The sequence below is a fragment of the Glycomyces niveus genome (assembly GCF_017592475.1).
In the GTDB taxonomy this organism is placed as follows: domain Bacteria; phylum Actinomycetota; class Actinomycetes; order Mycobacteriales; family Micromonosporaceae; genus Glycomyces; species Glycomyces niveus.
In genome coordinates this window covers 122,597-144,697 of record NZ_JAGFNP010000007.1, presented here as the reverse complement: position 1 = coordinate 144,697, position 22,101 = coordinate 122,597, and the positions used below count along the sequence as shown (strand labels likewise).

20 protein-coding genes are annotated in these 22,101 nt (G+C 69.7%); 5 read left to right on the top strand and 15 right to left on the bottom strand.

Annotated elements, in window-relative coordinates:
• Positions 1 to 9 precede the first annotated feature (9 nt).
• From J5V16_RS14310 to J5V16_RS14300, 3 genes are all read right to left on the bottom strand, one after another.
• Positions 10 to 1,377 (bottom strand): ABC transporter permease, encoded by a 1,368-nt coding sequence (locus J5V16_RS14310; RefSeq protein ID WP_208497026.1) that lies wholly within the window; start codon positions 1,375 to 1,377, stop codon positions 10 to 12.
• Positions 1,377 to 2,675 carry a hypothetical protein gene (locus tag J5V16_RS14305; protein ID WP_208497025.1) on the bottom strand — a complete coding sequence of 433 codons (1,299 nt, stop codon included), beginning with the start codon at positions 2,673 to 2,675 and terminating at the stop codon, positions 1,377 to 1,379. Before J5V16_RS14305 ends, J5V16_RS14310 begins: the two co-directional genes overlap by 1 nt.
• Before the next feature lie 129 nt (positions 2,676 to 2,804).
• Positions 2,805 to 3,497 carry a ferritin-like fold-containing protein gene (locus tag J5V16_RS14300; protein WP_208497024.1) on the bottom strand — a complete coding sequence of 231 codons (693 nt, stop codon included), beginning with the start codon at positions 3,495 to 3,497 and terminating at the stop codon, positions 2,805 to 2,807.
• A gap of 439 nt (positions 3,498 to 3,936) precedes the next feature.
• Between J5V16_RS14300 and J5V16_RS14295 the strand changes: the two genes are divergently transcribed.
• Positions 3,937 to 5,586: a DEAD/DEAH box helicase gene (locus J5V16_RS14295; protein ID WP_408612454.1), complete on the top strand. Its 1,650-nt coding sequence runs from the start codon at positions 3,937 to 3,939 to the stop codon at positions 5,584 to 5,586.
• A 253-nt stretch (positions 5,587 to 5,839) separates the two neighbouring features.
• Positions 5,840 to 6,070 (top strand): hypothetical protein, encoded by a 231-nt coding sequence (locus J5V16_RS14290; protein WP_208497022.1) that lies wholly within the window; start codon positions 5,840 to 5,842, stop codon positions 6,068 to 6,070.
• A gap of 55 nt (positions 6,071 to 6,125) precedes the next feature.
• Here the strand turns inward: J5V16_RS14290 and J5V16_RS14285 are convergent, their stop codons facing one another.
• The 9 genes from J5V16_RS14285 to J5V16_RS14245 all read right to left on the bottom strand — a co-directional run bounded on the left by J5V16_RS14285 (position 6,126) and on the right by J5V16_RS14245 (position 14,981).
• Complete coding sequence (locus J5V16_RS14285; protein ID WP_208497021.1) at positions 6,126 to 6,674, bottom strand: hypothetical protein; 549 nt, start codon at positions 6,672 to 6,674, stop codon at positions 6,126 to 6,128.
• Positions 6,675 to 6,696: 22 nt separating this feature from the next.
• The gene (locus J5V16_RS14280) at positions 6,697 to 7,320 is read right to left on the bottom strand and encodes a MarC family protein (protein WP_408612458.1); all 624 of its coding nucleotides are present in this window, start codon (positions 7,318 to 7,320) and stop codon (positions 6,697 to 6,699) included.
• 62 nt (positions 7,321 to 7,382) lie between these two features.
• Positions 7,383 to 8,552, bottom strand: a complete 1,170-nt coding sequence (locus J5V16_RS14275; protein ID WP_208497020.1) for a hypothetical protein — start codon at positions 8,550 to 8,552, stop codon at positions 7,383 to 7,385.
• Positions 8,549 to 9,094, bottom strand: coding sequence for a SigE family RNA polymerase sigma factor (locus tag J5V16_RS14270; protein ID WP_208497019.1), 546 nt, complete (start codon positions 9,092 to 9,094; stop codon positions 8,549 to 8,551). Before J5V16_RS14270 ends, J5V16_RS14275 begins: the two co-directional genes overlap by 4 nt.
• Before the next feature lie 242 nt (positions 9,095 to 9,336).
• The gene (locus tag J5V16_RS14265; protein ID WP_208497018.1) at positions 9,337 to 10,170 is read right to left on the bottom strand and encodes a PH domain-containing protein; all 834 of its coding nucleotides are present in this window, start codon (positions 10,168 to 10,170) and stop codon (positions 9,337 to 9,339) included.
• A 13-nt stretch (positions 10,171 to 10,183) separates the two neighbouring features.
• Positions 10,184 to 10,339, bottom strand: a complete 156-nt coding sequence (locus J5V16_RS14260; protein WP_205326815.1) for a hypothetical protein — start codon at positions 10,337 to 10,339, stop codon at positions 10,184 to 10,186.
• 455 nt (positions 10,340 to 10,794) lie between these two features.
• Positions 10,795 to 11,514 carry a TrmH family RNA methyltransferase gene (locus J5V16_RS14255; RefSeq protein ID WP_208497017.1) on the bottom strand — a complete coding sequence of 240 codons (720 nt, stop codon included), beginning with the start codon at positions 11,512 to 11,514 and terminating at the stop codon, positions 10,795 to 10,797.
• A gap of 137 nt (positions 11,515 to 11,651) precedes the next feature.
• Positions 11,652 to 13,607, bottom strand: coding sequence for an acetoacetate--CoA ligase (locus J5V16_RS14250; RefSeq protein ID WP_208497016.1), 1,956 nt, complete (start codon positions 13,605 to 13,607; stop codon positions 11,652 to 11,654).
• 93 nt (positions 13,608 to 13,700) lie between these two features.
• Positions 13,701 to 14,981, bottom strand: coding sequence for an MFS transporter (locus tag J5V16_RS14245; RefSeq protein WP_208497015.1), 1,281 nt, complete (start codon positions 14,979 to 14,981; stop codon positions 13,701 to 13,703).
• A gap of 256 nt (positions 14,982 to 15,237) precedes the next feature.
• On the opposite strand from J5V16_RS14245, the gene J5V16_RS14240 reads away from it, so the two are divergent.
• Positions 15,238 to 15,906 (top strand): FadR/GntR family transcriptional regulator, encoded by a 669-nt coding sequence (locus J5V16_RS14240; protein WP_208497014.1) that lies wholly within the window; start codon positions 15,238 to 15,240, stop codon positions 15,904 to 15,906.
• Between the two features lie 97 nt (positions 15,907 to 16,003).
• Positions 16,004 to 16,462: an RrF2 family transcriptional regulator gene (locus tag J5V16_RS14235; protein ID WP_208497013.1), complete on the top strand. Its 459-nt coding sequence runs from the start codon at positions 16,004 to 16,006 to the stop codon at positions 16,460 to 16,462.
• Positions 16,463 to 16,465: 3 nt separating this feature from the next.
• Here the strand turns inward: J5V16_RS14235 and J5V16_RS14230 are convergent, their stop codons facing one another.
• Positions 16,466 to 16,921, bottom strand: coding sequence for a type II toxin-antitoxin system VapC family toxin (locus tag J5V16_RS14230; protein WP_208497012.1), 456 nt, complete (start codon positions 16,919 to 16,921; stop codon positions 16,466 to 16,468).
• Positions 16,918 to 17,154: a ribbon-helix-helix domain-containing protein gene (locus J5V16_RS14225; RefSeq protein WP_208497011.1), complete on the bottom strand. Its 237-nt coding sequence runs from the start codon at positions 17,152 to 17,154 to the stop codon at positions 16,918 to 16,920. The genes J5V16_RS14230 and J5V16_RS14225 overlap by 4 nt, the downstream gene beginning before the upstream one ends.
• 94 nt (positions 17,155 to 17,248) lie before the next feature.
• Between J5V16_RS14225 and J5V16_RS14220 the strand changes: the two genes are divergently transcribed.
• Positions 17,249 to 18,172 (top strand): YihY/virulence factor BrkB family protein, encoded by a 924-nt coding sequence (locus J5V16_RS14220; protein WP_208497010.1) that lies wholly within the window; start codon positions 17,249 to 17,251, stop codon positions 18,170 to 18,172.
• A 48-nt stretch (positions 18,173 to 18,220) separates the two neighbouring features.
• Here J5V16_RS14220 and J5V16_RS14215 read toward each other — a convergent pair whose 3' ends face one another.
• Positions 18,221 to 21,955 (bottom strand): rhamnogalacturonan lyase family protein, encoded by a 3,735-nt coding sequence (locus J5V16_RS14215; protein ID WP_208497009.1) that lies wholly within the window; start codon positions 21,953 to 21,955, stop codon positions 18,221 to 18,223.
• Positions 21,956 to 22,101: the final 146 nt, after the last annotated feature.

The window sequence follows — 22,101 nt, the reverse complement described above, 5'->3', positions numbered from 1 at the left end:
CCCCGCCCCTCAGGCCCGGAGGGTGACCGCGGGCGGGATGCGGCTGGCGCGCCAGGCCGGGTAGACGCCGGCGACGACGCCGACGACCGCGCCGATGACGGGCCCGGCGGCGAACAGCATCGGGTCGAAGACGATCTGCCAGTCGCGGTAGAGCGAGACGAACGCGGTGACGTTGACGCCGAGGACGGTGCCGAAGAGTCCGCCGATGAGTCCGATCAAAGTGGACTCCCACACGAACTGCATGGCGACGGCGCGGCGGGCGGCGCCGACGGCGCGGCGCAGGCCGATCTCGCTGCGGCGCTCCATGACCGAGACGAGCGCGGTGTTGGAGACCGAGACGGCGCCGATGACGAGCGAGACGCCCGCGAGGCCGAGCAGGAGGGCCTGCATCTCGTTCTCCACGCCCTTGCGGAAGTTGCCCAGGTCCGAGGGCTTGTTGACCGAGAGGTTGTCGACGCCTTCGGGGAAGACCGCGGTCGGCGCGGTCTCGGCGACCTTCTCGGCGGCGCCCAGGTCGGTGCGGATGAAGACCTGCGCGGCGGCGAACTCGGGGTCGGCGCTGATGCAGGGCGTGGGCGGGATGATGACGGCGCCGGTGAGCTTGGCTTCGCCTTCGGGCGCGGTGTAGACGCCGACGAGGGCGTACTCCTCGCCGTCGAGGTAGATCATCGGACCGCCTTCGAGCGAGGCGTAGCCGAGGTCGCGGGCGGCGGACTCGTCGATCACGGCGACGCGGTCGTCGCGTGCGACGTGCCCTTCGTCGAAGGCGGCGCCCTCCACGAAGGTGAAGCCGAAGGCCTCCATGGCGCCCGGTTCCATGCCGAAGACCGGGACGTCGCGCAGGTAGTCCTGGTGCTCGGTGCGGGAGGCCTGGCGCTCTTCGGCCGAGGCGCAGAAGATCCCGGCGTCCTCGACACCGTTGATCCCGCGCACCCGCTCACTGGAGTCCAATGTGGGCGCGAAGCCGGCGTCGCGCATGTTGTTGGAGAACGAGACGGTGACCTGGGTGGCCTCGGTGGCGTCGAACCGCTCGGCGATGGCCGCGGCCGAGGTGGACGAGAGGCCCACGGTGGCGACGGTGGCCGCGATGCCGAGGGCGATGCCGATCGCGGTCATCCAGGTGCGCATGGAGCGCCCGCGCAGGGACTGGAAGGCCTCGTAGGCGATGCCCATGCTGCGGACCCCGAAGCGGCCCTGGCGTTTCGGCATCTCGCCCTTGGCGGCCGCGCGTTCGGCCTTCAGGTCGGCCTTGGCCGCCTTCTTGGCGGCGCGGCGGCCTCTGCGCCCCTGCGGTTCGGCCGCGACCGAGCCGTCCTCCGGGGCGATGTAGTCCAGGAGCTCGGTGTCGGTCTCAGGGGAGCGGCGCTCGCGGGCCATCAGGCGTTTTCCCGGTCGCGCCAGGCGATCACGACCTCGTCGTCCTTGGCGAGTTCGCCCTCGACGGGCTCGACGACGCCCCGGCCGTCGTGGCGGAGGGTGACCTCGACCTCGACGTGGCGCTCCTTCCGGTCCTCGCCTTCGACGACGGTGAGCATGGTGCGGCCCTCGCCGTCGGTCCACAGGGCCGAGAGCGGCACGATGAGCGCGTCTTCGGCCGAGCGGGCCTTCACGAGGGTGACCTCCTGCTCCTCTTCGGGGACGAGCTCTTCGACTTCTTCGAGTTTCTCGGCGTCGAACGCGAAGACGGCGTACGTGACCTCCTGGGTCTGCTCCTCGCCCTCTTCCCCCGGGTACATGCCGCCGTCTTCGCTCTCGGCGGCCTCTTCGCGGACCTCGAGTTCGAACTCGCCGACCTCCTGGCCCTCCATGGGGCCGTCCCCGAACTCGAGTTCGACCCCGTCCTTGGACAGCTCGGCGGCGGTCTCCTCGTCGAGCTTGGCCTCGAGCTTCCAGTCGCCGGACGCGAGCACCATCACGGGCTGGTCGGTGCCGACGGGCGCGGACTGCTGGGCGTTGATCTTGCTGACCTGCATGGGCAGGTCGGGCAGGAACACGACCTCCGAGGAGGGCACGACGACGCGCTCCACGGTGGCGGCCTGGCCGCCGCCGGTGTTCTCGTCCCCGCCGGTGTCGCCTTCGGCGCCCTCGTCGCCGCCGGCGGTGTCCTCTTCGCCGGTGTCCTCGGAGGCGACCTCCTCGGACTTGGTGGCGTGGTCGTAGCCGACGTTGTCGTAGAGCTTCTTGACGTCGGCAACGGTGCGCGCGTCGAACGTGCCGGTCTGCGGGGTGCCGTAGAGCTGCTGGAGCGCGAGCTGCAGCTGCTTGACGTCGGGCCCGGTGTCGCCTTCGGTGAGGTCCCGGTAGGCGGGCACGTCCCCTTCGAGGGCGATCATCGGGCGGCCGGAGACCTCCAGGATGACCGTTCCGGCCTTGACCTCGTCGCCGACTTCGAGCGGGATCTTCGAGGCCAGCGCGGTCTCGATGCCCTCGGGCGCCGCGGGCGCGGGCACGCTGAAGTCCCCGGTGCGGTTGAAGACCGCGTCGAATTCGAGTGTCTCGATCAGCTGGTCCTGGTCGACCCGGACGGTGATCACGCTGTCCTCGGGTTCGGCCGCTTCTTCGGCGCGCTGCGCCGGGGTCTGGGCCTGCATCGCGAAGTACCAGGCGGTGCCGGTCGCGCCGATCAGCGCTAGGGCGAGCACCCCGCTGACGACATGGCTTTTCTTGAGCCGCATGTTTGTGTCCTCCTCCACCGCCAAGACGCGTGGAGCGAAGGGTCCAGTTGCGGCCGAATCATCTCGATTCGGTAACGCCCCTTGCGTGACAGCCTCGGCGATGCTTGCGAGCCGTACACGAGCCGAGCGTCAGTTGTTCAAGCCGACGGATTTCATGCGGTCCTGGTGCGCGCGGGTGAGGCGGCGCAACAGGGCGTCGAGGGTGCCGCCGTCGCCCACGATGATGCCGGTGAGGCGCTCGTTGGCGGCGGCCACGCCCTGGGCGCGGTTGATGCCTTCGCCGACGAGGCGGCGGGCCCACAGCGAGAGGCGGCCGGTGACGGCGGGGTCGGACTCGACGGCGGCGCGGATCTCGGCGGCGGCCAGGTCGGAGGCGCCGGTCTCGGCGAGCACGGTCTCGATGAGGGTGCGGTCCTCGTCCTCGAGGCCGGCGGAGACGACGCGGAAGAAGTCGTCGGCGACGGCGTCGCCGAGGTAGACCTTCACCAGCGCCTCGAGCCAGTCGCGGGGCGAGGTGGAGGCGTCGAAGGAGCGGAAGGCCTCCTTGAACGGCGCCATGGCCTCGCCGGGGTCGGCGCCGAGCTCCTGCAGGCGGTCGGCGAGGCGCCGGTAGTTGCGAATCTCACCCACGGCCGCCTCCGAGAGGGCGGCGCGGCGGCCGAGGTCGGGGGCGAGGCGCGCGTCGTAGACCATCCGCTCGAACGCGAGGAGTTCGCCGAGGGCAAGCAGCCCAAGGAGATCGATGACGGCCTCGCGGCTCGGGGCCGCGGGGGCGGGGGTCGGCTCGTCGGTCGGCGCGGCGGGATCAGTTGTCTCGGACACGGGGGCAGGTTACCACTGGCCCGGAGCGGCCTTCGCCTTCGCGGGGTTGTCGGGAACCGAACCGCCGCATGCGTCTTCGCAGGTCGGCAGGGTCTCCCGACGGGGCGGGCCGGACCACGACAGTGTGAAATGCCCGACTCGCGAGGGTCGCCGGGGGCGTGATCGCAGCGTCGCATCGAGACAGAGGTGCGTCCAGGGCGTACGATGGACGGGAGCGACCGCGGCCATCTGGTGGCAGTCCCCTCGACGAAGCGCGCGAATCCTATCGGCAACGCGGGCTCGGCGGTACGAGAGCGGTCCTCGAACGCGGTACCGGCGTCAGGCGCCGGGCCGCTCCTGCGAAGCGGCGACTTCCCGAATCCGGCGGTCGTCGCCGCTGTATGACGAGAATGAATGTGGCGCCGAGTTCCCCGGATCTGGTGACGTCCTCCGCCACGAGGTGAACAGAGTGAACGAAGTGAACAACGACCGGCCCAAGAACGAAGGGCCGACCTTCGCCCAGCTGGGCGTGCGAGAAGAGACCGTCGAAGCGCTTGCGGCGCTTGGCATCGAGCGGGCCTTCGCCATCCAGGAGTACGCGATCCCGATCGCCCTCCGGGGCTTGGACATCATCGGCCGCGCCCCCACCGGCACCGGCAAGACCTTCGGGTTCGGCCTGCCGATCATCGACCGGATCCTTTCCGCCGAAGAGGGCGCGAGCGGCAAGCCGCAGGCGCTGATCCTGGTCCCCACCCGCGAACTGGGCCTCCAGGTCGCCCGCGACCTCGAGGACGCGGGCAAGACCCGCGGCATCCGGGTCCTCCCGATCTACGGCGGCCGCGCGTACGAGCCCCAGGTCGAGGCGCTCAAGACGGGCGTCGAGATCATCGTCGGCACCCCCGGGCGGCTGCTGGACCTCCACAAGTCCAAGCACATCAAGTTCGACGCCATCGCGCACTGCGTGCTCGACGAGGCCGACCGCATGCTCGACCTCGGCTTCTCCGAGGACGTCGAGAAGATCCTCAAGCTCCTCCCCGAGGAGCGCCAGACGATGCTGTTCTCGGCGACGATGCCCGACACGATCATGTCGCTCTCGCGCCGCCACATGCACCGGCCGATGACCGTCGCCGCCGACGTGAGCGCCCCGGACATCGAAGCGGCGAACAACACCCGCCAGCTGGTCTACATGACCCACTCCATGAACAAGGTCGAAGTCACGGCCAGGATCCTCCAGGCCCGCGAACGCGGCCTGACGATCCTGTTCTGCCGCACCAAGCGCGCCGCACAGAAAGTCGCGGACGAACTCGACTTCCGCGGCTTCGCCGTCGGCTCCGTTCACGGCGACCTGGGCCAGAACGCCCGCGAGCGGGCCCTGCGGGCCTTCCGCTCCGGGAAGATCGACGTGCTCGTGGCGACGGACGTGGCCGCGCGCGGCATCGACGTCCAGGACGTCACGCACGTGATCAACTACGACGCGCCCGAAGACGCCGACACCTACGTGCACCGCGTCGGCCGCACCGGCCGCGCGGGCGCCACCGGCACGGCGATCACCTTCCTCACGTGGGAGGACCTGCCGCGCTGGAAGATCATCGTCAAGGCCAACAAGCTCGACCTCGGCGAGCCGGTCGAGACGTACCACACGTCCGACCACCTGTACACGGACCTGGACATCCCCGAAGGGGCGCCGTCGGCGCTCCCGAGCGAGCTCCGCAAGCGCGACGGCCTCAGCGCCGAGCGCGAGGAGAACGTCGAGGGCGACAGCCGCAAGTCCGGCCGCGGCCGGGGCCGTGGGCGCAGTGACCGCAACCGGGGCGGCAGCGACCGCCGCGGCGGCGGCCGCTCGGGCGGGCGCGGCGAGCGCTCCTCGAGCGAACGCGCCACCGCCGACGAGCCCGCCGGCGACGCCGAGGCCAAGGCCCCGCGCAGCCGCCAGCGCCGCCGCATCCGCACCGAAGGCGAAGGCGCCGAGGTGCAGGCCCCGCGCGCCGTCAAGGACGCCGCTGCGCCCGCCGACAGCGCCTCGACCGCCGACGGCGACGCCCCGGCCCGCCGCCGGCGCCGTCGCCGCCGCCCCACGGGCGACAACGACCGCCAGACGAGCGCCGAATAAGCGCCAGGCAACACGAACGGCTCGGCCGGTGTTCCTCGATCGAGGAACACCGGCCGAGCCGCTTTTCGTCATACCCCCGCGACATCGTTGATTCAGGGGGCGCTCCGTTCCGCCACACCCGACCTCAGGTGCGGGACAACCCGGACAGCCGCCGAAACTGTCACACCCCCGCGCCACCCTTATATCGGGGGCGCTCCGATCCGCCGCACCCGACCTCGGGGGCCGCACGGCCCGCCAGCGCTAGGCTTCCCGCATGAGCGACCGCAACGAGTACGACGGCCCGCCCGTCAACGTGCCGCCGCCACCCGGCTGGCGGGTCGAGGCCGTGGCGCTGCCGAGCGATCCCCGGCCACTGCCCCCGCAGGACCACGACGCGATCGACGCGGCCGAGCAGCGCGCCCGTCTCGTCACCCACTGGATCACGCTGATCGGCGTGGCGCTCATGTTCACCGTCCTCATCGTCGGCCTCCTCAGCGCCGCCTAGCGAACGCGAACGGCCCCGGCCGGGCATCCGCCCGGCCGGGGCCGTCGTACGTCTCCTACCGGACCAGGCCGCCCCAGGTCATTTCGGCGCCCGCGTGCCCGGTCTTGAACAGCCACCAGGCCGCCAGCAGCAGCAGCGCCAGCGCGACCAGCCCGATGATGAACATGACGACCTTCCGCCCGCCCGACGCCGGGTCCGAGGAGCCCGCCGGGGTCTCACCGTCCTCGTCGGCCGCGGCCGCCGGCGCCTCGCCGTCGCGGGCCTGCGCCGCGCGCCGCCCCCGGTCGAGGCCGGCGAACAGGAACCACACCGGCACCAGGGCCACCAGTGTCCACAAGAGCCAGAACGCGTAGTCGTGGTGCTGCGAGACCGCCGCGGACCAGCCGTTCGGTTCGTTGTAGTCCGCGAGCTGCCGCCCGGTCATGATCCCGGCGAACACCGATGCGGGCGACACCAGCACGAGGGCCGCCACGGCCCAGCCGATGCGCTGGCGCAGCGGGGGAATCAGCACGTAGGCGACGCCGCCCAGGACGAGGAGTCCGACCAAGATGATCGGGGCGTGCACCACCAGCGGGTGCAGGGGCAGATTGAGAATCGTCGGCATGGGTTTATTGAACCCTAAACAATCACCAGGCGGAAGCTCCAGCAGAACTTTCGAAGAGTTCGACGTAGCCCATCACAGCATCCGCTATGAGCTGCACCGCGATCGCCGCCAGCAGCACGCCCGCGATCCGCGTCAGCACCTCGATGCCGCCGCGCCGCAGGATCTTCACCAGGAACCCCGAATACCGCATCACCAAGTAGATCGCGAAGTGGATCACCACGATCGCCAGCGCGATCCACAGGTAGTCCACACGGGACGGCGCCTGCTGCACGAACAGGATCACCGCCACGATCGCGCCCGGCCCGGCGAGCAGCGGCGTGCCCAGCGGCACCAGCGCGATGTTCGACGTGGCCGTGCCCGACGGCTCGTCGGCCTGACCGGTCAGCAGCTGCAGCGCGACCAGGAGGAGCAGCAGCCCGCCCGCCCCCTGCAGCGCTTCGAGGTCGATGTGGAGGTAGCTGATGATCTGCTGACCGAGCAGCGCGAACAGCGAGATCACGCCCAGGGACAGGAGCGTCGCCTGGAGCGCGGCCCGGTTGCGCTCGCGCTGATCCATCGTCCCGGTCAGGGCTAGATAGATCGGCACGATCCCCGGAGGGTCCATGATGACGAAGAGGGTCACCATGACCGTCAGCAAGTACTCGATTCCACCCACGCAGCGAGTATGTCAAGTCCGCCAGGTCACAGCCCCGGATTCGACCACGCGTGTTAGGTGTAGCTCAGCACCGGCTGCACCGCGCCCTCGGGCACCTCGAGTTCGGACACCACCGGCGTCTCGCCCGACGAGTCGATGAGGATCCACGTCTCGTCGCCCGGGTTGCCGGCGAGTTCCCACTCGCCCTTCGGATCGCTCCAGATGGACGAGGCGTTGTTGTACTCGCCCTCGTACTCCCCCAGGTCGAGCTCCGGGACTTCGATCATCGTGTCGAACGAGTACGACTCGACGACGCCCTGGACGAGCGGGACCGGGTCCGAGTTCCTGCCGGAGGCGACGTCGATCTGCGCCTGGACCTCCTCGTCGTCGATGAGCCCGCACTGCTCGCCACCGCTGGCGGTCCCGGCGGCGTCGAGGTCGGAGACGCAGACGAAGTTCGGGTCGGTCGTGTCGACGAGCACGGCCGACTCGTACCCGGCGGCGCTCACCGCCTCCAAGCCCAAGTCGTACTCCGAGTTGAAGTACCACTCGCCGGACTCGCCCGCCGCGCTCGAGTGCAGGTCGGTCGTGAACACGACGGTGCTCGCGTCCCAGTCCTCGAGGGTCATCACCGCGCTCGTCGTGAAGGTGGCGGTCTCGCTGAGGTCGGGGCTGGAGAGGTTGGTCACCTCGTAGTCCGACATCGAGTAATCCGTACTCGGGGTGTACATCAGGTACTGGTCGCCGGCCCCGTTGACGTCGATCGACGTCTCGGCCGAAGGCCGCTCGACGGCGGTCCCGGACTGGCCGTCGAAGCTGGCCGTCCACACCTCCGTCTCGGTCTCCCACAGGTACGCGGTGGAGAGCTTGTAGACGTCGCTCGTCGGCTCGTCGACGTCGAGCGGAATGGTGTCGCCGTCCTCGTTGAACACGTGGTACGCCTCGTCCTCGTAGACCACGAACTCCATGGCGAACTCGTCCTGCACCTCGACGGTGCTCGTGTCCGCCGCCATCTGGTCGCGGTCGCCGTCGCCGAAACCGATCCACGGGTTCCACACGAACGCCGCCGCGCCGAGCACGGCCAGCCCCGCGCCCCCCGCGGCGGAGGCCACGCGTCGGCGGCGGCGCAGTCGCCCGGCCCCGGCGATGGCCAGGTCGGCCAGTCCGGGGTCGTCGACGGTGGGCGCAGCGCCGGCCCGTTCGGCCATCCCGCTGCGCAGGAGGGCTTCTATGTCGTCGCTCATGCCGCCTTCCTCGGTTCCATCGTCAGGCCGAGCGCGGCGGACGGGGTGCCGAGACGCTTGCGCATGCCCGCGAGCGCGCGGGAGGCCTGGCTCTTGACGGTACCTACCGAGATCCCGAGGATGTCAGCGATCTGCTGGTCAGTGCGGTTCTCGTAATAGCGGAGGACGAGGACGGCGCGCTGGCGCTTGGGCAGGGCGGCGATGTGGCGCCACATGGCGTCGCGCACCGCCGAGTGCTCGGTGAAGTCGCGGGAGTGGTCCACCCGGTCCTCGAACACCTCGGTGGGCTTCTCGCGGTTGGACCGCTTGCGCCACCAGGAGGCGTTGGTGTTGTAGAGGATGCGGCGGGCGTAGGCGTCGACCGAATCAGTCGTCCTGATCCGGCTCCACGCCAGGTAGGTCTTCGTCAAGGTCGTCTGCACCAGGTCCTCCGCTGTAGCCCAGTTCCCCGTAAGGAGATACGCCGCACGGTGCAGCGCGGCGGAGCGAGCCGCCACGTACTCGCGGAACTCCTCGTCCTGGGACGATTTGATCTCGCTCACGAGTCTCCCTGGGGGGGTCGAAGAACAGACGACATCACCCCGGCGGGCGGTTGCTCCACCGGGCGGAATTCTGCCAAGAGATGGGTGTTCCTGGCAACCGAGAGTCGGATACAAACTGAGTATACGAAGTAGGTGCAACCCCTTGGGGCCGGGCACCCATAGCGGCGATTCAGGCCATGACCAGGACGAAGAACACCCGCCGACGGTGTCGGCGGGTGTGCGGACGGTGAAGAGGGCCGGCGCTAGGCCTCGGCGGGCTTGGGCGCGGGCTCGGCTTCGGGGATGAGGTCCTCTTCGGGTTCGGCCTCGCGTTCGTCGACCGCCTCGGGCTCGTACATCTCCTCGCACATCTGGAGGTAGAGCTCGTTGGGGTTCGGCAGGTGCGGGACGTTCCGCAGTGCCTGGTCCTGGCCGGCGGACTCGATGATGAACTCGCCGTAGTTGAGCATGCGGCCCATGGGCGTCTGGGAGTACTTCATGTCCGTGACGCGGCCGAGCGGCATCATGGCCACCGAGCGGGTGATGACCCCTTGGATGAGCATGATCCGCTTGTTGGTCAGGATGAAGCGGTCCATGTACCAGTCGAGGATCTTCCAGCCCACGAAGCCGAGGATGAGCAGCCATACGAGCACGGTGACCGTGAGCGCGGTGTTGTCGACGCCCGACTTGGCGAGCATGCCGGAGATCAGGCCCATGATGAAGGTCGCCAGCGTGCCGACGACGTACCAGGGCATGAGGTGGATCCAGTGCCGCCGCCATTCGCCGCGGTACTTCTCGGTCGGGAAGAGGTAGCGGGCGGAGATCGGCGATGGGACGTCGGGCACGGACGGAGCGCGCACGCCGCCGAGGAGGCCGCCGCCGCTGAGTCCGCTGTTGAGGCCGTCGTCGAAGCGAACGCCGTCGATGTCGCTCGCGGCGGTCGCCGGCGCGGATCCGGCCGTTCCCGGAGGGAAGGTGAATTCGCGCGTGGGTGCCGCGCCCGGGGCGGGACTGTCGGAGGGGGCGCGGGGAGCGGGGGGTTCGAGCGGCTCGGTGTCCTTGTTGTCCCCCGAGCCGCCTGCACCGGAATCGGTCATAGTGCCGTCGCGATCAGGTCACGAGGTTCGTGAAGAACGCCGCGAAGCCGTTTGCGGCATCGAGGATTCCGCCAGCGAGGTTCCCGACCACGTCACTGGCTTCACCCGGCCTGAAGGCCACAAAGAACACCAGGAACGCAAGTCCGCCCCAAGTCAGAAACTTCTTCAACTTCCTCACCCCTCCCGTCAAGGGTCCTGGCCGATCGTTCGTCTGGCGCAGGCTGGCACGAGTCTACCGTACGAGCATGACTCGGCTTTCAGTTTTGTTCTGGGCCCCAACCGGTGCGAACCGAGCGGCCCAATGCCGGGATCAGCGTAACGCGATGGCTCCACTTTCGCCCGACTCCGCCTATCTACCAGCGGATTCAACCTATTCGCTTGTACCACCGGGAGCTTACCCCAAGTAACCTGCCATTGGCTCAATGTAGGCGTAACGCCCTCCGTAACCCCATGGAAGCGTCAGGTATCCGACACCGAGCGTTCGCGAACGCCCCCATGGCGTACGCGGCGGCGAGCCCGCAGGACTCCGGAGCACGTGGGTGCTCCATTCCAGAGTGCCACCGGGATGCGACAGTGCGCGACCCCTGCGGGGGTCGGATTGCCGACGGTTTGCGGGAGGCGCTCTCAGACGGGACGCTGCTCGAACACATGTTCCCTCACCCAGGCGTGCATGGCGATGCCGCTGGCGACGCCGGCGTTGATCGAGCGGGTCGATCCGAACTGGGTGATGGAGCAGACCATCGAGCAGGCCTCGCGCACCGGCTCGGAGAGGCCGGGGCCTTCCTGGCCGAAGACGAGGACCGCGTTGCGCGGCAGCGAGGTCGTCTCGATCGGGACCGAGCCGGGCAGGTTGTCGATGCCGACGACGGCGAGCCCCTCGGCGGCGGCCCAGGCGACGAACGCCTCGACGGTGGGGTGGTGCTCGACGTGCTGGTAGCGGTCGGTGACCATCGCGCCCCGCCGGTTCCAGCGGCGCTTGCCGACGATGTGGACGGTCTTGGCGAGGAAGGCGTTGGCGTTGCGCACGACGGTGCCGATGTTGAAGTCGTGCTGCCAGTTCTCGATCGCGACGTGGAAGTCGTGGCGGCGCTCGTCGAGATCGGCGACGATCGCCTCGCGGGTCCAGTACCGGTAGGCGTCGACCACATTGCGGCGGTCGCCCAGGCGCAGCAGCTCGGGGTCGTAGCGCTCGTCCTCGGGCAGCGGGCCCTCCCAGGGGCCGACGCCGACCGCGTCGAGGTCGGCGTCGTACTGAGGAGCGGGTTCGGCGGGGCCGGTCGGGTCAGTCACGCCGCTTATTGGAGCACAGCCGCGGGCGGTCGGGGCGCGAGCGGCGGGAGGCATGGCGCCGCCCCGGCGGCTACGGGGGAAACCGACCGGGGCGACGCGTTGCATAGTAGCTCCCGGACGCCTGCGATCGGGCACACACTCCGTTGAATTCCCTTGCCGCGTAAGGAAATCGGGTTATTGAGCGTCCCTTGTCACTCAGGTTTCGGCCAAGGCCTGAGGAAGGCCTGGAGCGCGTCAGGGTTGGCCAGGGCGTCGCGGGCGATCGCCTCCTCGGCGGGCACGCCTTTGAGGATCTTCTTGACGGGGACCTCAACCTTCTTGCCGCTCAGCGTGCGCGGGATCGCGGGCACCTGCCGCATCTCGTCGGGCAGGTGGCGCGGCGAGAGCTGCTCGCGGAGGGCGGCGTTGATGCGGCGGCGCAGGTCGTCGTCGAGTTCGGCCCCCTCGGAGCAGGCGATGTAGAGCAGCAGCCGGTCCTGGCCGGGATCGTCCAGGTGCACGACCAGGGAATCGGCCACGCCCTCGATCGCCTCGACCACGGCGTAGAACTCGGCGGTGCCCATGCGCACGCCGCCGCGGTTGAGGGTGGCGTCGCTGCGGCCCGAGATCACCGCGGAGCCGCGGTCGGTGATGGTGATCCAGTCGCCGTGCCGCCAGATCCCGGGGAAGTCGGTGAGATACGTGTCGCGGTAGCGGTGCTTGAGCGGGTCGCCCCACAGCCCCACCGGCATCGAGGGCATCGGCGAGGCGATGACGAGCTCGCCTTCGCGTCCGATGCCGGGCCGGCCCTCGGGGTCGAAGGACTGCACGTCCGCGCCGAGGCACCGGCACGAGAGCTCGCCGCGCCAGACCGGGACGGTGGGCGCGCCGCCGACGAACCCGGTGCACAGGTCGGTGCCGCCCGAAAGGGACTGAAGCTGCGCGGTCTCGCTGACCGTTTCGTACACGTAGTCGAAGCCGACGGCCGGGAGCGGGGCGCCGGTCGAGCCGATGCCGCGGATCAGGGAGAGGTCGGCCTCCTCCATCGGCTTGATGCCCCTTGAGCGGCAGGCCATGAGGAACGGCGCGCTCGTCCCGAAGTAGGTGGCGCCGGACGCCTCGGCGAGGCGCCACATCCCGGCCGGGTCGGGCGCCCCGTCGAACATGACGATCCCGGCGCCCACGATCGGCGCCGACATCAGGTAGTTCCACATCATCCAGCCGGTCGTGGAGTACCAGAAGAAGCGGTCCCCTACGCCGAGGTCGTGGTGGAGCGAATGCATCTTGGCGTGCTCGATCGCCATGCCGCCGTGGGAGTGCACGATCGCCTTCGGCAGGCCGGTGGTGCCCGAGGAGTACAGGATGTACAGCGGGTGGTCGAAGGTGAGGGGCTCGAACGCGACCCCTTCGTCGTAGGCGCAGAAGCGGTCCCAGGTCTCGCCCTCGGGTGCTGCCGTGCCGAGGTACGGAAGGGTGATGAGCGAGCCGAGGCCTTCGAGGCCGCGCGCGACGCGGCGGACCTCGGCGGTGCGGTCGACGGTCTTGGAGCCGTATTTGTAGCCGTCCACGGCGACGAGGACCTTGGGCTCGATCTGCGCGAAGCGGTCGAGCACGGCCTTCGCGCCGAACTCGGGGGCGCAGCTGGAGAAGACCGCGCCGAGGCTCGCGGTGGCGAGCATGAGCGCGTAGGTCTCGGGGATGTTCGGCATCCAGGCCGCGACGCGGTCGCCGCGGCGCACGCCGTGGGCGACGAGCCCGGCGCGGGCGCGGGCGACGGCCTCGCGCAGCTCGCCGAGAGTCCACTCGACCGGTTCGCGGGCGTCGGAGTAGGCGCGCACGAGCACGTCGTCCTCGTCCACGCCGGGCGCGGTGAGGACGGCGCGGGCGTAGTTGAAGGTCTCGTCGGGGAACCACACCGTGTCGGGCATGGTCTCGTCGGCGAGGACGCGGTGCTCAGGGACCGTGGCGCCGAGGCCGAAGTACTCCCAGACCGCGCCCCAGAACGGGCGCAGGCGCTCCACGGAGTACCGCCAGAGGGCCGGATAGCCGGTGAGGTCGCGCTCCTCGCGGCGGGACAGCCACTGGCCGAACCGCCCGATGTTCGTCGTCTCCACCGCGTCAGGCCGCGGCAGCCACAGCACCTCGTTGGTCATATCCGCCTCCCGCATGCCACCTCAGTGTGGTCCACAGCACTATCGTGTCACGAGGAAGCTTCGTCCTGGCTTGCGGGTCCGCCCGTTTCGGCGGGTTCGTCCCGCTATTCAGTCTTCGTCGAGCTCGTCCTCGATGTAGCGCTCGCGGATGACGTAGAGGCCGCTGCAGAACAGCAGCACGGTCAGCGCGGCGACGAACCCGAACGGGACCGACCACGAGCCGGTGAGGCCGTAGACCCAGCCGACCGCGAGCGGCCCGACCCCGGCGATGAGGTAGCCGCCGGACTGGGCGAACGAGGACAGCGCGCTCGTCCCGGCCGGCGTGCGGGCGCGGAGCCCGAAGAGGGTGAGCACCAGCGGGAACACCGAGGTGCCGATGCCGAACAGCGCCATCCACAGCCAGGTGAGCGCGCCCCCGCCGTCGATCCAGAGGCCGGCGATCGCGGGCGGGTAGCAGGCCATGAGGATGAGGAAGACCGGGCGCGGGCCCCAGCGGACGGTGAGGATCGGGACGATCACCGAGACGGGGATCTGCACGATGGTCAGCAGGCCGAGCATCGACCCGGCGGCGGCCGCGGTCATCCCGTCGGCGGCGAGGATCGTGGTCGTCCATCCCATGAGGATGTAGGCGATGGCCGACTGGCAGCCGAAGAGCAGCAGCATCATCCAGGCCAGGCGCGAGCGGCGCACGCCGTGGAGGCGGCCGATCGGCGCGACCCCCGCGGCGGCGGGCGCGGGCCGCCACAGCAGCCACGGGACGATCGCGACCAGCGCGGGGACGGCCCAGACGGCCATCGCGATGCGCCAGTCCCTGGCGAGGTGGTCGATCGGGGCGGTGGCGGCGGCCGCGACGGCGGCCCCGGCCGCGAGCGTCGTGGAGTAGGCGGTGGTCATGAGCCCGATGCGGTTCGGGAAGTAGCGCTTGACGATCACGGGCACGGCGACGTTCCCGACCGCGCCGGCGGCGAGGGCCATGAGGCTGAACAGGAGGAACAGCGCGGTGTTCGGGGCCCAGGCGCGGGCGATCAGGCCGAGGCTCATCGTCAGGAGCGCGCCGGTGAGGAGGGCGCGGGGGCCGAAGCGGCGGGCGAGGCGCGGGGCGAGGGCGCCGAGGCCGGCGAAGGCGAGGACCGGGAGGGTGGTGAGCAGCCCGGCGACGGTCTCGGACATGCCGAGGCCGGCGCGCAGTTCGGCGAGGATCGCCCCGACACTGGTGACGGCGGTGCGGAAGTTGAACGCGGCGAGGACGATCCCGGCGACCAGGACCCAGCCGACCGCGACCGCCGTGCGCGGCGGCAGGGGGTCCGCGGTCTCGGCGTGCGGGGCGGGCGCGGGGTGCGCCGCGTCGGCCTGCTGGTCTTCGATCGCGGTGGCGTCGGTCGTCGTCACGCGGACGGCTCCTTCCGGGCGGCGGGAGGCGGGCGGTGGTCCGGTGAGGGGCGGTAACCGTTATCCAAGAGTTCGCGGCACTCGTGGTGGACGCTGAGCTGCTGCGATAGGATGGAGACAATTCATAGGATGAATTGACGGCCTGTCAACGGTATCGCGGCGGCTGTCTGCTTTAATCCTCCTAGTGTTGGGAAACACGCACCCCCCATGGCGGCCCCCGCTGGCCATGGACGCTCCGGAGAGGTCAGGTCCGTCAGTGGCATTGCAGTCGACACGCAAGTCCGCCCTCGTCGATCAGGTGATCGAGCAGCTGCGCCAGCAGATCAGCGACGGCGAGTGGGGCCTCGGCTCGCGCATCCCCACCGAGAGCGAACTCGCCGAGCTCCTCGGCGTCGGCCGCAACACCATCCGCGAAGGCGTGCGGGCCCTCGCCCACGCCGGGCTCCTCGAGATCCGCCAGGGCGCCGGGACGTTCGTCGTCGGCCGCAGCGAGGTCACCGCGGCCGTGCGCCGCCGCATCGCCGCCAGCCCCGCCTCCGACGCCATGGAGGTCCGCCGCGGCCTCGAGGTCGAGGCCGCGCGCCTCGCCGCCCACCGCCGCGACGAAGCCGACATCACCCGGTTGCGCATCCTCCTCTCCGAACGCGAAGCGACGCACGAGGTCAACGACACCGAGTCGTTCATAGCGGCCGACATCGCCCTCCACCAGGCCGTCGCCGAAGCGAGCCACAACAAGCTCCTCGCCGAGCTGTACTCCGAACTCGCCGACTCCCTGCGCGAGACCGTCCGGGCCGGGCTCGGCCCGAACCTCGCCGAAGAGCCCCACATAGACCACTCGCGCGCCATCGAGGCGATCATCGCCGGCGACGCTGACCTCGCCGCGGCCGAGACCGCCGCGTATCTGCGGCTGCTCATCGACGACTGAGCCGCCGTCGCTCACAGACCGGCCGTGAGCCAAGGGAGAAGCCGCTTGCAGAGGATAGAGTCGGTACGACCGCACGATTGATCCCGAAGGAGTCCTCATGCGCCTGTCCGCCCGCGTCGACTACGCACTGCGGGCCGCCGTGGCCCTCGCCGGGTACGGGGAGCGGTGGGTCTCCGCCGAGCAGATCGCCGAGGACCAGGGCATCCCCCGCAAGTTCCTCGAATCGATCCTGCTCCAGCTGCGCCGCGGCGGCATCGCCACCTCCAAGCGCGGATCCGAAGGCGGCCACCAGCTCGCGCGCCCCGGCGACGAGATCAGCCTCGCCGACGTCATCCGCGCCGTCGACGGCCCCCTCGTCGGCGTCCGCGGCGAACGCCCCGAGCAGATCGCCTACACCGGCACCGCCGCCGCCATGACGAACGTGTGGATCGCCCTGCGCGTCTCCGAACGCCACATCCTCGAATCGGTCTCCCTCGCCGCCGTCGCCAACGACGACCTCCCCACCTCCGTCACCAAACTCCTCGAAGACCCCGACGCCTGGGTCATCCGCGACTGACGGTCAATCGAGGTCGGTCGGGAGAATCCGGAAGAAGTCGAACCCCGAGTCGCCACCAGGAAGCGGCGCCAACCGCCGGAAGTCCGTCTCGTCAAGGGTGAAAATCTGATTCGTCTCCCAGTCGCGCGCAAGGGCGACCGCCAAGCAGTCGGCGAGGTCCAGCTCCATGTCGTCGTACTTGCCACGGAGTTCGCGAACCGAGAGGTAATCCTCAATCGACAGCTGGCCGACGTAGTCGGTCGCTCCGACGCCGGCCACCCGCTCGATCAGGTCCTCATAGGCCTGTTTAGCAGCACCGTAGTGAACCCGAGCCCGGATCAGATGGTCGAGTTCGGCAAAGACGAGCGGGGAGTACACGAATCCGCTCGTCGAATTGAACAGCTCCGCGCAACGCCCGTGGTCAGGATCCCGAGGATTGAAGACCGCCAGCAGCGCTGAGGTGTCGGCGACGATGATCACCGGCGGTCGGCCCGGTTCTCATACGCCTCGCCGATGATCCGGCGACGCTCTTCACGCGATACCGGTCCACCGAAATCAAAGGTCGACACACGCTTCGGGCGCACCGCCCGCTCCTTGAGGTAATCGGTGACCAGCTCATGAATCATCGCGGCCCTCGAAATACCGCGGGCGCGCGCGTGCCGGTCGAGCTGCGCCAGCTCGTCCTCTGTCAGATACGTCGACGCCTGCTTCATAGTTCATATGGTATCAACTACGGCAGCACTTGGCCTACGGCGCGGCTGACGCGTCGGGCCGCCGGAGCGCGCGCGGCTTTGGCAGAATCGGTTCGTGAAGTTCCCTGACTTGGGGGCCTGGTGGGACGGCGTGCTCCTGAGGGCTCGGAAGCGGTCCAACCTGGTGGACCACTCGTGGCGCGCCGGCGAGCGGTACGGCGAGGTGCACGGCGGCCAGCTGGCCGCCGCGATCTCGTACTACGCGTTCTTCGCGGCGTTCTCGATGTCGCTCCTGGCCTTGGCGATCTTCGGGTACCTGCTCAACTTCCCCGAGATCTACCGGTCCGTGGAGGACTGGCTCTCGACGAACCTGCCGGTGATCGACATCGGGGTCCTCGAGGACTCCCGCAAGTCGGTCACGATCTTCGCGTCGGTCGCGCTCGTCGTCGCCGGGGTCGCGTGGGTGCAGTCGGTGCGGGCCGCGATCCGGCAGATCTGGGGCCTCGACGCGCAGCCGGGGAACCCGTTCCTGCGGTGGGCGATCGACTTCCTGATCCTCATCGGCATCTCGACGCTGCTGCTCATCACGATCGGCGCGACCGCCGGCGCGGAGTGGGTGCTCGCCAGGTTCGAGCTCGACGAGGCCACCGGCAACCTGGCGACCGTGGTGCGGGCCGTCTCGGTCCTGGTGGGCCTCATCGCGAACGCCCTGCTCGCGATGGTCCTGCTCCAGGCCCTTCCCCGGGTCGTCATGCCCCTGCGGCGGGTCGTGTGGGCCTCGGTCGCGGTCGCGATCGGCATGGAGCTGCTGAAGACGGCCGGCCGCATCTACGTCCTCCACGTCTCCGACCGCCCGGCCTACCAGGCCGTCACCACGGCCGTGGGCCTCCTCGTCTTCCTCTACATCTTCAACGTCATGATGCTCCTCGCCGCTTCCTGGACGGCGACCTCCCTGCGCGGCAAGGCCATCGACCTCTACGAGCGCACCCCGATCCCCTACGAGCCCGGCCGCCTCCACAAACCCCAGCCGGACAAGTGAAACGGCCCGGACGCGATGCGTCCGGGCCGTCCCTTGTTCAGTCGGGGGTCATGCGGTGGCGCAGACCTGGCCGTTCATGAGGAACATGCCGGGGTCGTGCGGGTCGCCGGTGCCCTGGTAGCCGATCTGCTTGGTGTGGCCGGGCTTCAGGGGGAAGTTCCAGAAGGCCGGGTCGGCGGTCATGGAGTCGCCGTCGATGGCGATGGTGCCGCCCCAGTCGTATTCGACGGTGGTGACGCCGCCGGACTTCCAGGCGAGGTCGAACTCGTCGATCGCCGTGTCGCCGGTGTTGGTGATCTTGATCTGGACGACGAAGCCGTCGCCCCAGTCGGCGGCCACCTTGTAGTCGATCTCGCAGGACGCTGTCGCGTACGGCGCGGCGGCGGTGTCGCGGCCCGGGCCGGAGACGACGGTCTCGAGCTCGGGGGCCGCCATGTCGTAGCCGATGAAGTAGCTCGGCCACGGCGGCTGGTTGTAGGACACGTTCTGCCAGGACACGGCGAGGCGGTACTGCGGGTCGTTCATCAGCGTCGGCAGGGCGTGGTCGGACGCGATCGTGGTGGTGAACAGGCGCACGCCGTCGTTGGACTCCTTGCGCAGGATCACCTCCTCGCGCCAGTCGCCGAGCAGGTCGCCGGTGAGGACCGCGTTGCCCTTGGTGCCGTTGTTGGTGTCGACGCCCTCGGGGGTGAAGATCTCCTCCTGGGCGCCGGTCTCGTGGTCCCATTCCGCGATGTACGGGTAGACCGGGACGTAGTCGGGTTCGTTGAACTCGTGGTCGAAGATCTCGCGGCCGAGGTCGCCGTCCCACCAGACCATCGAGTTCGCCGACGGGATCGAAGTGCCGATGAGGGTGCCGTCGGCGGCGTGCAGCGCGCCCTCGCGGGCGTTCCACGCGCCGGTGGTCGAGACGGCCCAGCATTCGGCGCCCGCGTAGTTCGGGTCGATGTCGCCGCAAGTGCCGCGGCCGGTGTCCTTGGTGCCCGGGATGGACCAGAGGACTTCGGCGGTGTCGGCGTCGCGGAACGCGCCGGCCTTGTTGCCCGAGCACGACATGCACTCGAACGGGCTGAAGATCTCCAGGCCCTCGTTGGAGGGGTCGAAGTCGGAGACGTGCAGCGCGTCGCCGTGGCCGAGGCCGGTCGAGTACAGCGGCGTCCCGTCGTCGTTGATCGTCATGGCGCCGAACACGATCTCGTCGCGCCCGTCGTCGTCGACGTCGGCGATGGACATCTGGTGGTTGCCCTGGCCCGCGTACTTGCCGCCCCAGCGGTCGGAGCTGAAGTTCCACAGCTGCGGCAGGTTGTCGCCGTCCCAGTTCCAGGCGGTGATCTCGGTCTTGGCGTAGATGCCGCGGTTGGTGATCAGGGACGGGTGCACGCCGTCGAGGTAGGCGACGGCGAGCATGAGGCGGTCGCCGCGGTTGCCGTAGCAGTCGCCCCACGAGCAGATGTCGCCGCGCGCGGGCGCCCAGTCGGCGGTCTCCATGGCGGCGCCGGTCTGGCCGTTGAAGATCGTCAGGTACTCGGGGCCCTTGAGCACGCGGCCGTCGGTGCCGCGGTGGTCCGAGGCGGCGTCGCCGATGACGTTGCCCTCGCCGTCGACGGTGCCGTCGGCGGTCTTGAGCGCGACTTCGGCCTTGCCGTCGGAGTCGAGGTCGTAGGCGACGAGCTGCGTGTAGTGCGCCCCGGCCCGGATGTTCCTGCCGAGGTCGATGCGCCACAGGCGTTCGCCGCTGAGGGTGTACGCGTCGATGTAGACGTTGCCGGTGTAGCCGCTGCGGGAGTTGTCCTTGGAGTTGGACGGGTCCCACTTCTGGATGATCTCGTAGACGCCGTCGCCGTCCACGTCGGCCACGGCCGCGTCGTTCGGCGCGTACGTGTACGCGACGCCGTCGGGGGTCGTGCCGCCTTCGGGTCGCTCCATGTCGATGTCGATGTACTGGTCGTTCCAGACCTCGAAGGCCTTGGTGTAACCGGTCTCGACGCCTTCGGCGACGGTGGCGACCCAGTACGTCGAGTTCGCGGTGCCGCCCTGGTCGGTGAGGTTGGTCAGCTGCGTCGGCTCGGGCGTGATGAGCCGGCCGTCGCGGTAGACGTTGAACGCCAGGCCTTCCGGGTCGAGCGCGAGGCTGCGCCAGCTCAGGAAGTTCCCGCCTTCGACGCTGACGGCGACGGGGGCGCGGTCGAGGCTCTCGATCTGCTCGGCGCATTCGGTGCACGGCTCGTCGGGGCCTTCGTTCCCGCCGCCGGGGACGTCGCCGATGCGGGTGAGCTCGAGGCCGTTGAGGTGCCCGGTCTGGCCGGAGATGTTGATGTCGAGTTGGCCGTCTTCGACGGTGATGCCTTCGAAGTCCTTGGTGAGGATCGACCTCGAGGCGGCGTTGGCCGCGCCGTAGTCGACGCCCTCGAACTTGACGTTCGCGCGCGCCGAGCCGACGTAGTCGCCGGTGATGACGCGGGCGGTGTAGAGGCCGTCCGCGACGTCGACGGCGAAGTCGTAGGAGCCGCCGAACCAGGCCACGAAGTCGCTGCCGACCGGGTCGGTCGTGACGCCGCGGTCGCGGTCGATCGCGGTGGACATGTCGGTCGTGAAGCCGTAGCCGCGTTCGGCCGTGTAGGCGGTGCCGCGGTTGACCTCGGTGTAGCCCGGGGCCACGGTCTGCGAGGCCGGGCCGAAGTCGTACTTGAAGCCGGCGGTCGCGGTGGTGACGGTGAGGGACGCGGACTTCCCGCCTTCGCCCTTGCCGTTGACGCCCGCGACGGCGAACTCGTAGGCCGTGTCCTCCTTGAGGCCGGAGACGCGGCCGACGCCCACCGTGGCGGTGGAGCCGAGGCGCCATGCGCCACCGGGCTCGCGCACGAAGACGCGGTAGATGTCGGCGTCGTCGGCGGTGTTCCAGTTGAGGGTCACGCTGGCGTTGGCGACGGTGGCGGCCTTGAGTCCGGTGGGCGCGGCCGGAACCGAGGCCGGGGGCGCGACGTCGACGACGTGCTCGCTCAAGGGGAGGCCGAGGGTGGCGGTCTCCTCGGCGACCAGGCGGGCCATCTGGATGGCGCCGTACTCCTGGAAGTGCGTGTCGTCGGCGGTGCCGTTGGGCCGGTTCGGGTAGACCCCGGCCGGGACGTGCAGGAACACCGACTTGGCTTCCTCGGGGCCGATCTCGTTGAGGTAGGCGCGGGAGGAGGCCGAGAGGTCGACCATGGCGACGCCGGTCTCCTCGTGGAGCTCGTAGACCTTGTTCACGTAGTCGCCGAAGGACACGTTGAACTGGCCGGTCTCGGCGTTGAAGCTGCGGCGCGAGACGGGCGTGACGAGCACCGGGACGGCGCCCTTCTCGATCGCGCCCGCGATGTAGTGGTCCCGCAGGTACCTCTTGTAGTCGTCAGGCGAGGTGTACCGCTCGGGGACCGAGGCGGTGGCGTCGTTGTGGCCGAACTGGACGAACAGGTAGTCGCCCGGCTGGATCTCGTTCAGGATCGCGTCGAGGCGGCCCTGCTCGATGAAGGAGCGCGAGGAGCGGCCGCCGATCGCGTGGTTCTCTACGCGCACGTTCTCGTCGAAGTAGCGGTCGATCACCTGGCCCCATCCGGCCTGCGGCTCCCAGTAGGGGTCGTAGGTCTGGACGGTGGAGTCCGAGGCGAGGTAGACGGTGATGCCGTCGTCCTGGGCTTGTGAGGGGGCGCCCGCGGTGAGGACGCCCGCGAGCGCGGTGGCCCCGGCCGCCAGCACCGCTAGGGTGCGGCGCCACCGGGAGGCCGGAGGAGGAGCTGTGGGCCTCATGGTCACTTCCGTAGTGAGAGGAGGAGGGTGCCCGCCGGGCAAGGGGACCGAATCGTGGTAGATCACGATGATATGAATCGTTTCAATTCGGCGGTCGATTGCGGGGCAAGCGTTTACTACCAAGAGGGACCGTACCGAGTGGAACT

Excerpts from the sequence above, each read along its gene's own strand:
- J5V16_RS14310 (WP_208497026.1), bottom strand. The coding sequence starts at position 1,377 with ATGGCCCGCGAGCGCCGCTCCCCTGAGACCGACACCGAGCTCCTGGAC.
- J5V16_RS14305 (WP_208497025.1), bottom strand. The coding sequence starts at position 2,675 with ATGCGGCTCAAGAAAAGCCATGTCGTCAGCGGGGTGCTCGCCCTAGCG.
- J5V16_RS14290 (WP_208497022.1), top strand. The coding sequence starts at position 5,840 with ATGAGCGACCGCAACGAGTACGACGGCCCGCCCGTCAACGTGCCGCCG.
- J5V16_RS14285 (WP_208497021.1), bottom strand. The coding sequence starts at position 6,674 with ATGCCGACGATTCTCAATCTGCCCCTGCACCCGCTGGTGGTGCACGCC.
- J5V16_RS14275 (WP_208497020.1), bottom strand. The coding sequence starts at position 8,552 with ATGAGCGACGACATAGAAGCCCTCCTGCGCAGCGGGATGGCCGAACGG.
- J5V16_RS14265 (WP_208497018.1), bottom strand. The coding sequence starts at position 10,170 with ATGACCGATTCCGGTGCAGGCGGCTCGGGGGACAACAAGGACACCGAG.
- J5V16_RS14255 (WP_208497017.1), bottom strand. The coding sequence starts at position 11,514 with ATGCCTCCCGCCGCTCGCGCCCCGACCGCCCGCGGCTGTGCTCCAATA.
- J5V16_RS14250 (WP_208497016.1), bottom strand. The coding sequence starts at position 13,607 with ATGCGGGAGGCGGATATGACCAACGAGGTGCTGTGGCTGCCGCGGCCT.
- J5V16_RS14235 (WP_208497013.1), top strand. The coding sequence starts at position 16,004 with ATGCGCCTGTCCGCCCGCGTCGACTACGCACTGCGGGCCGCCGTGGCC.
- J5V16_RS14225 (WP_208497011.1), bottom strand. The coding sequence starts at position 17,154 with ATGAAGCAGGCGTCGACGTATCTGACAGAGGACGAGCTGGCGCAGCTC.
- J5V16_RS14215 (WP_208497009.1), bottom strand. The coding sequence starts at position 21,955 with ATGAGGCCCACAGCTCCTCCTCCGGCCTCCCGGTGGCGCCGCACCCTA.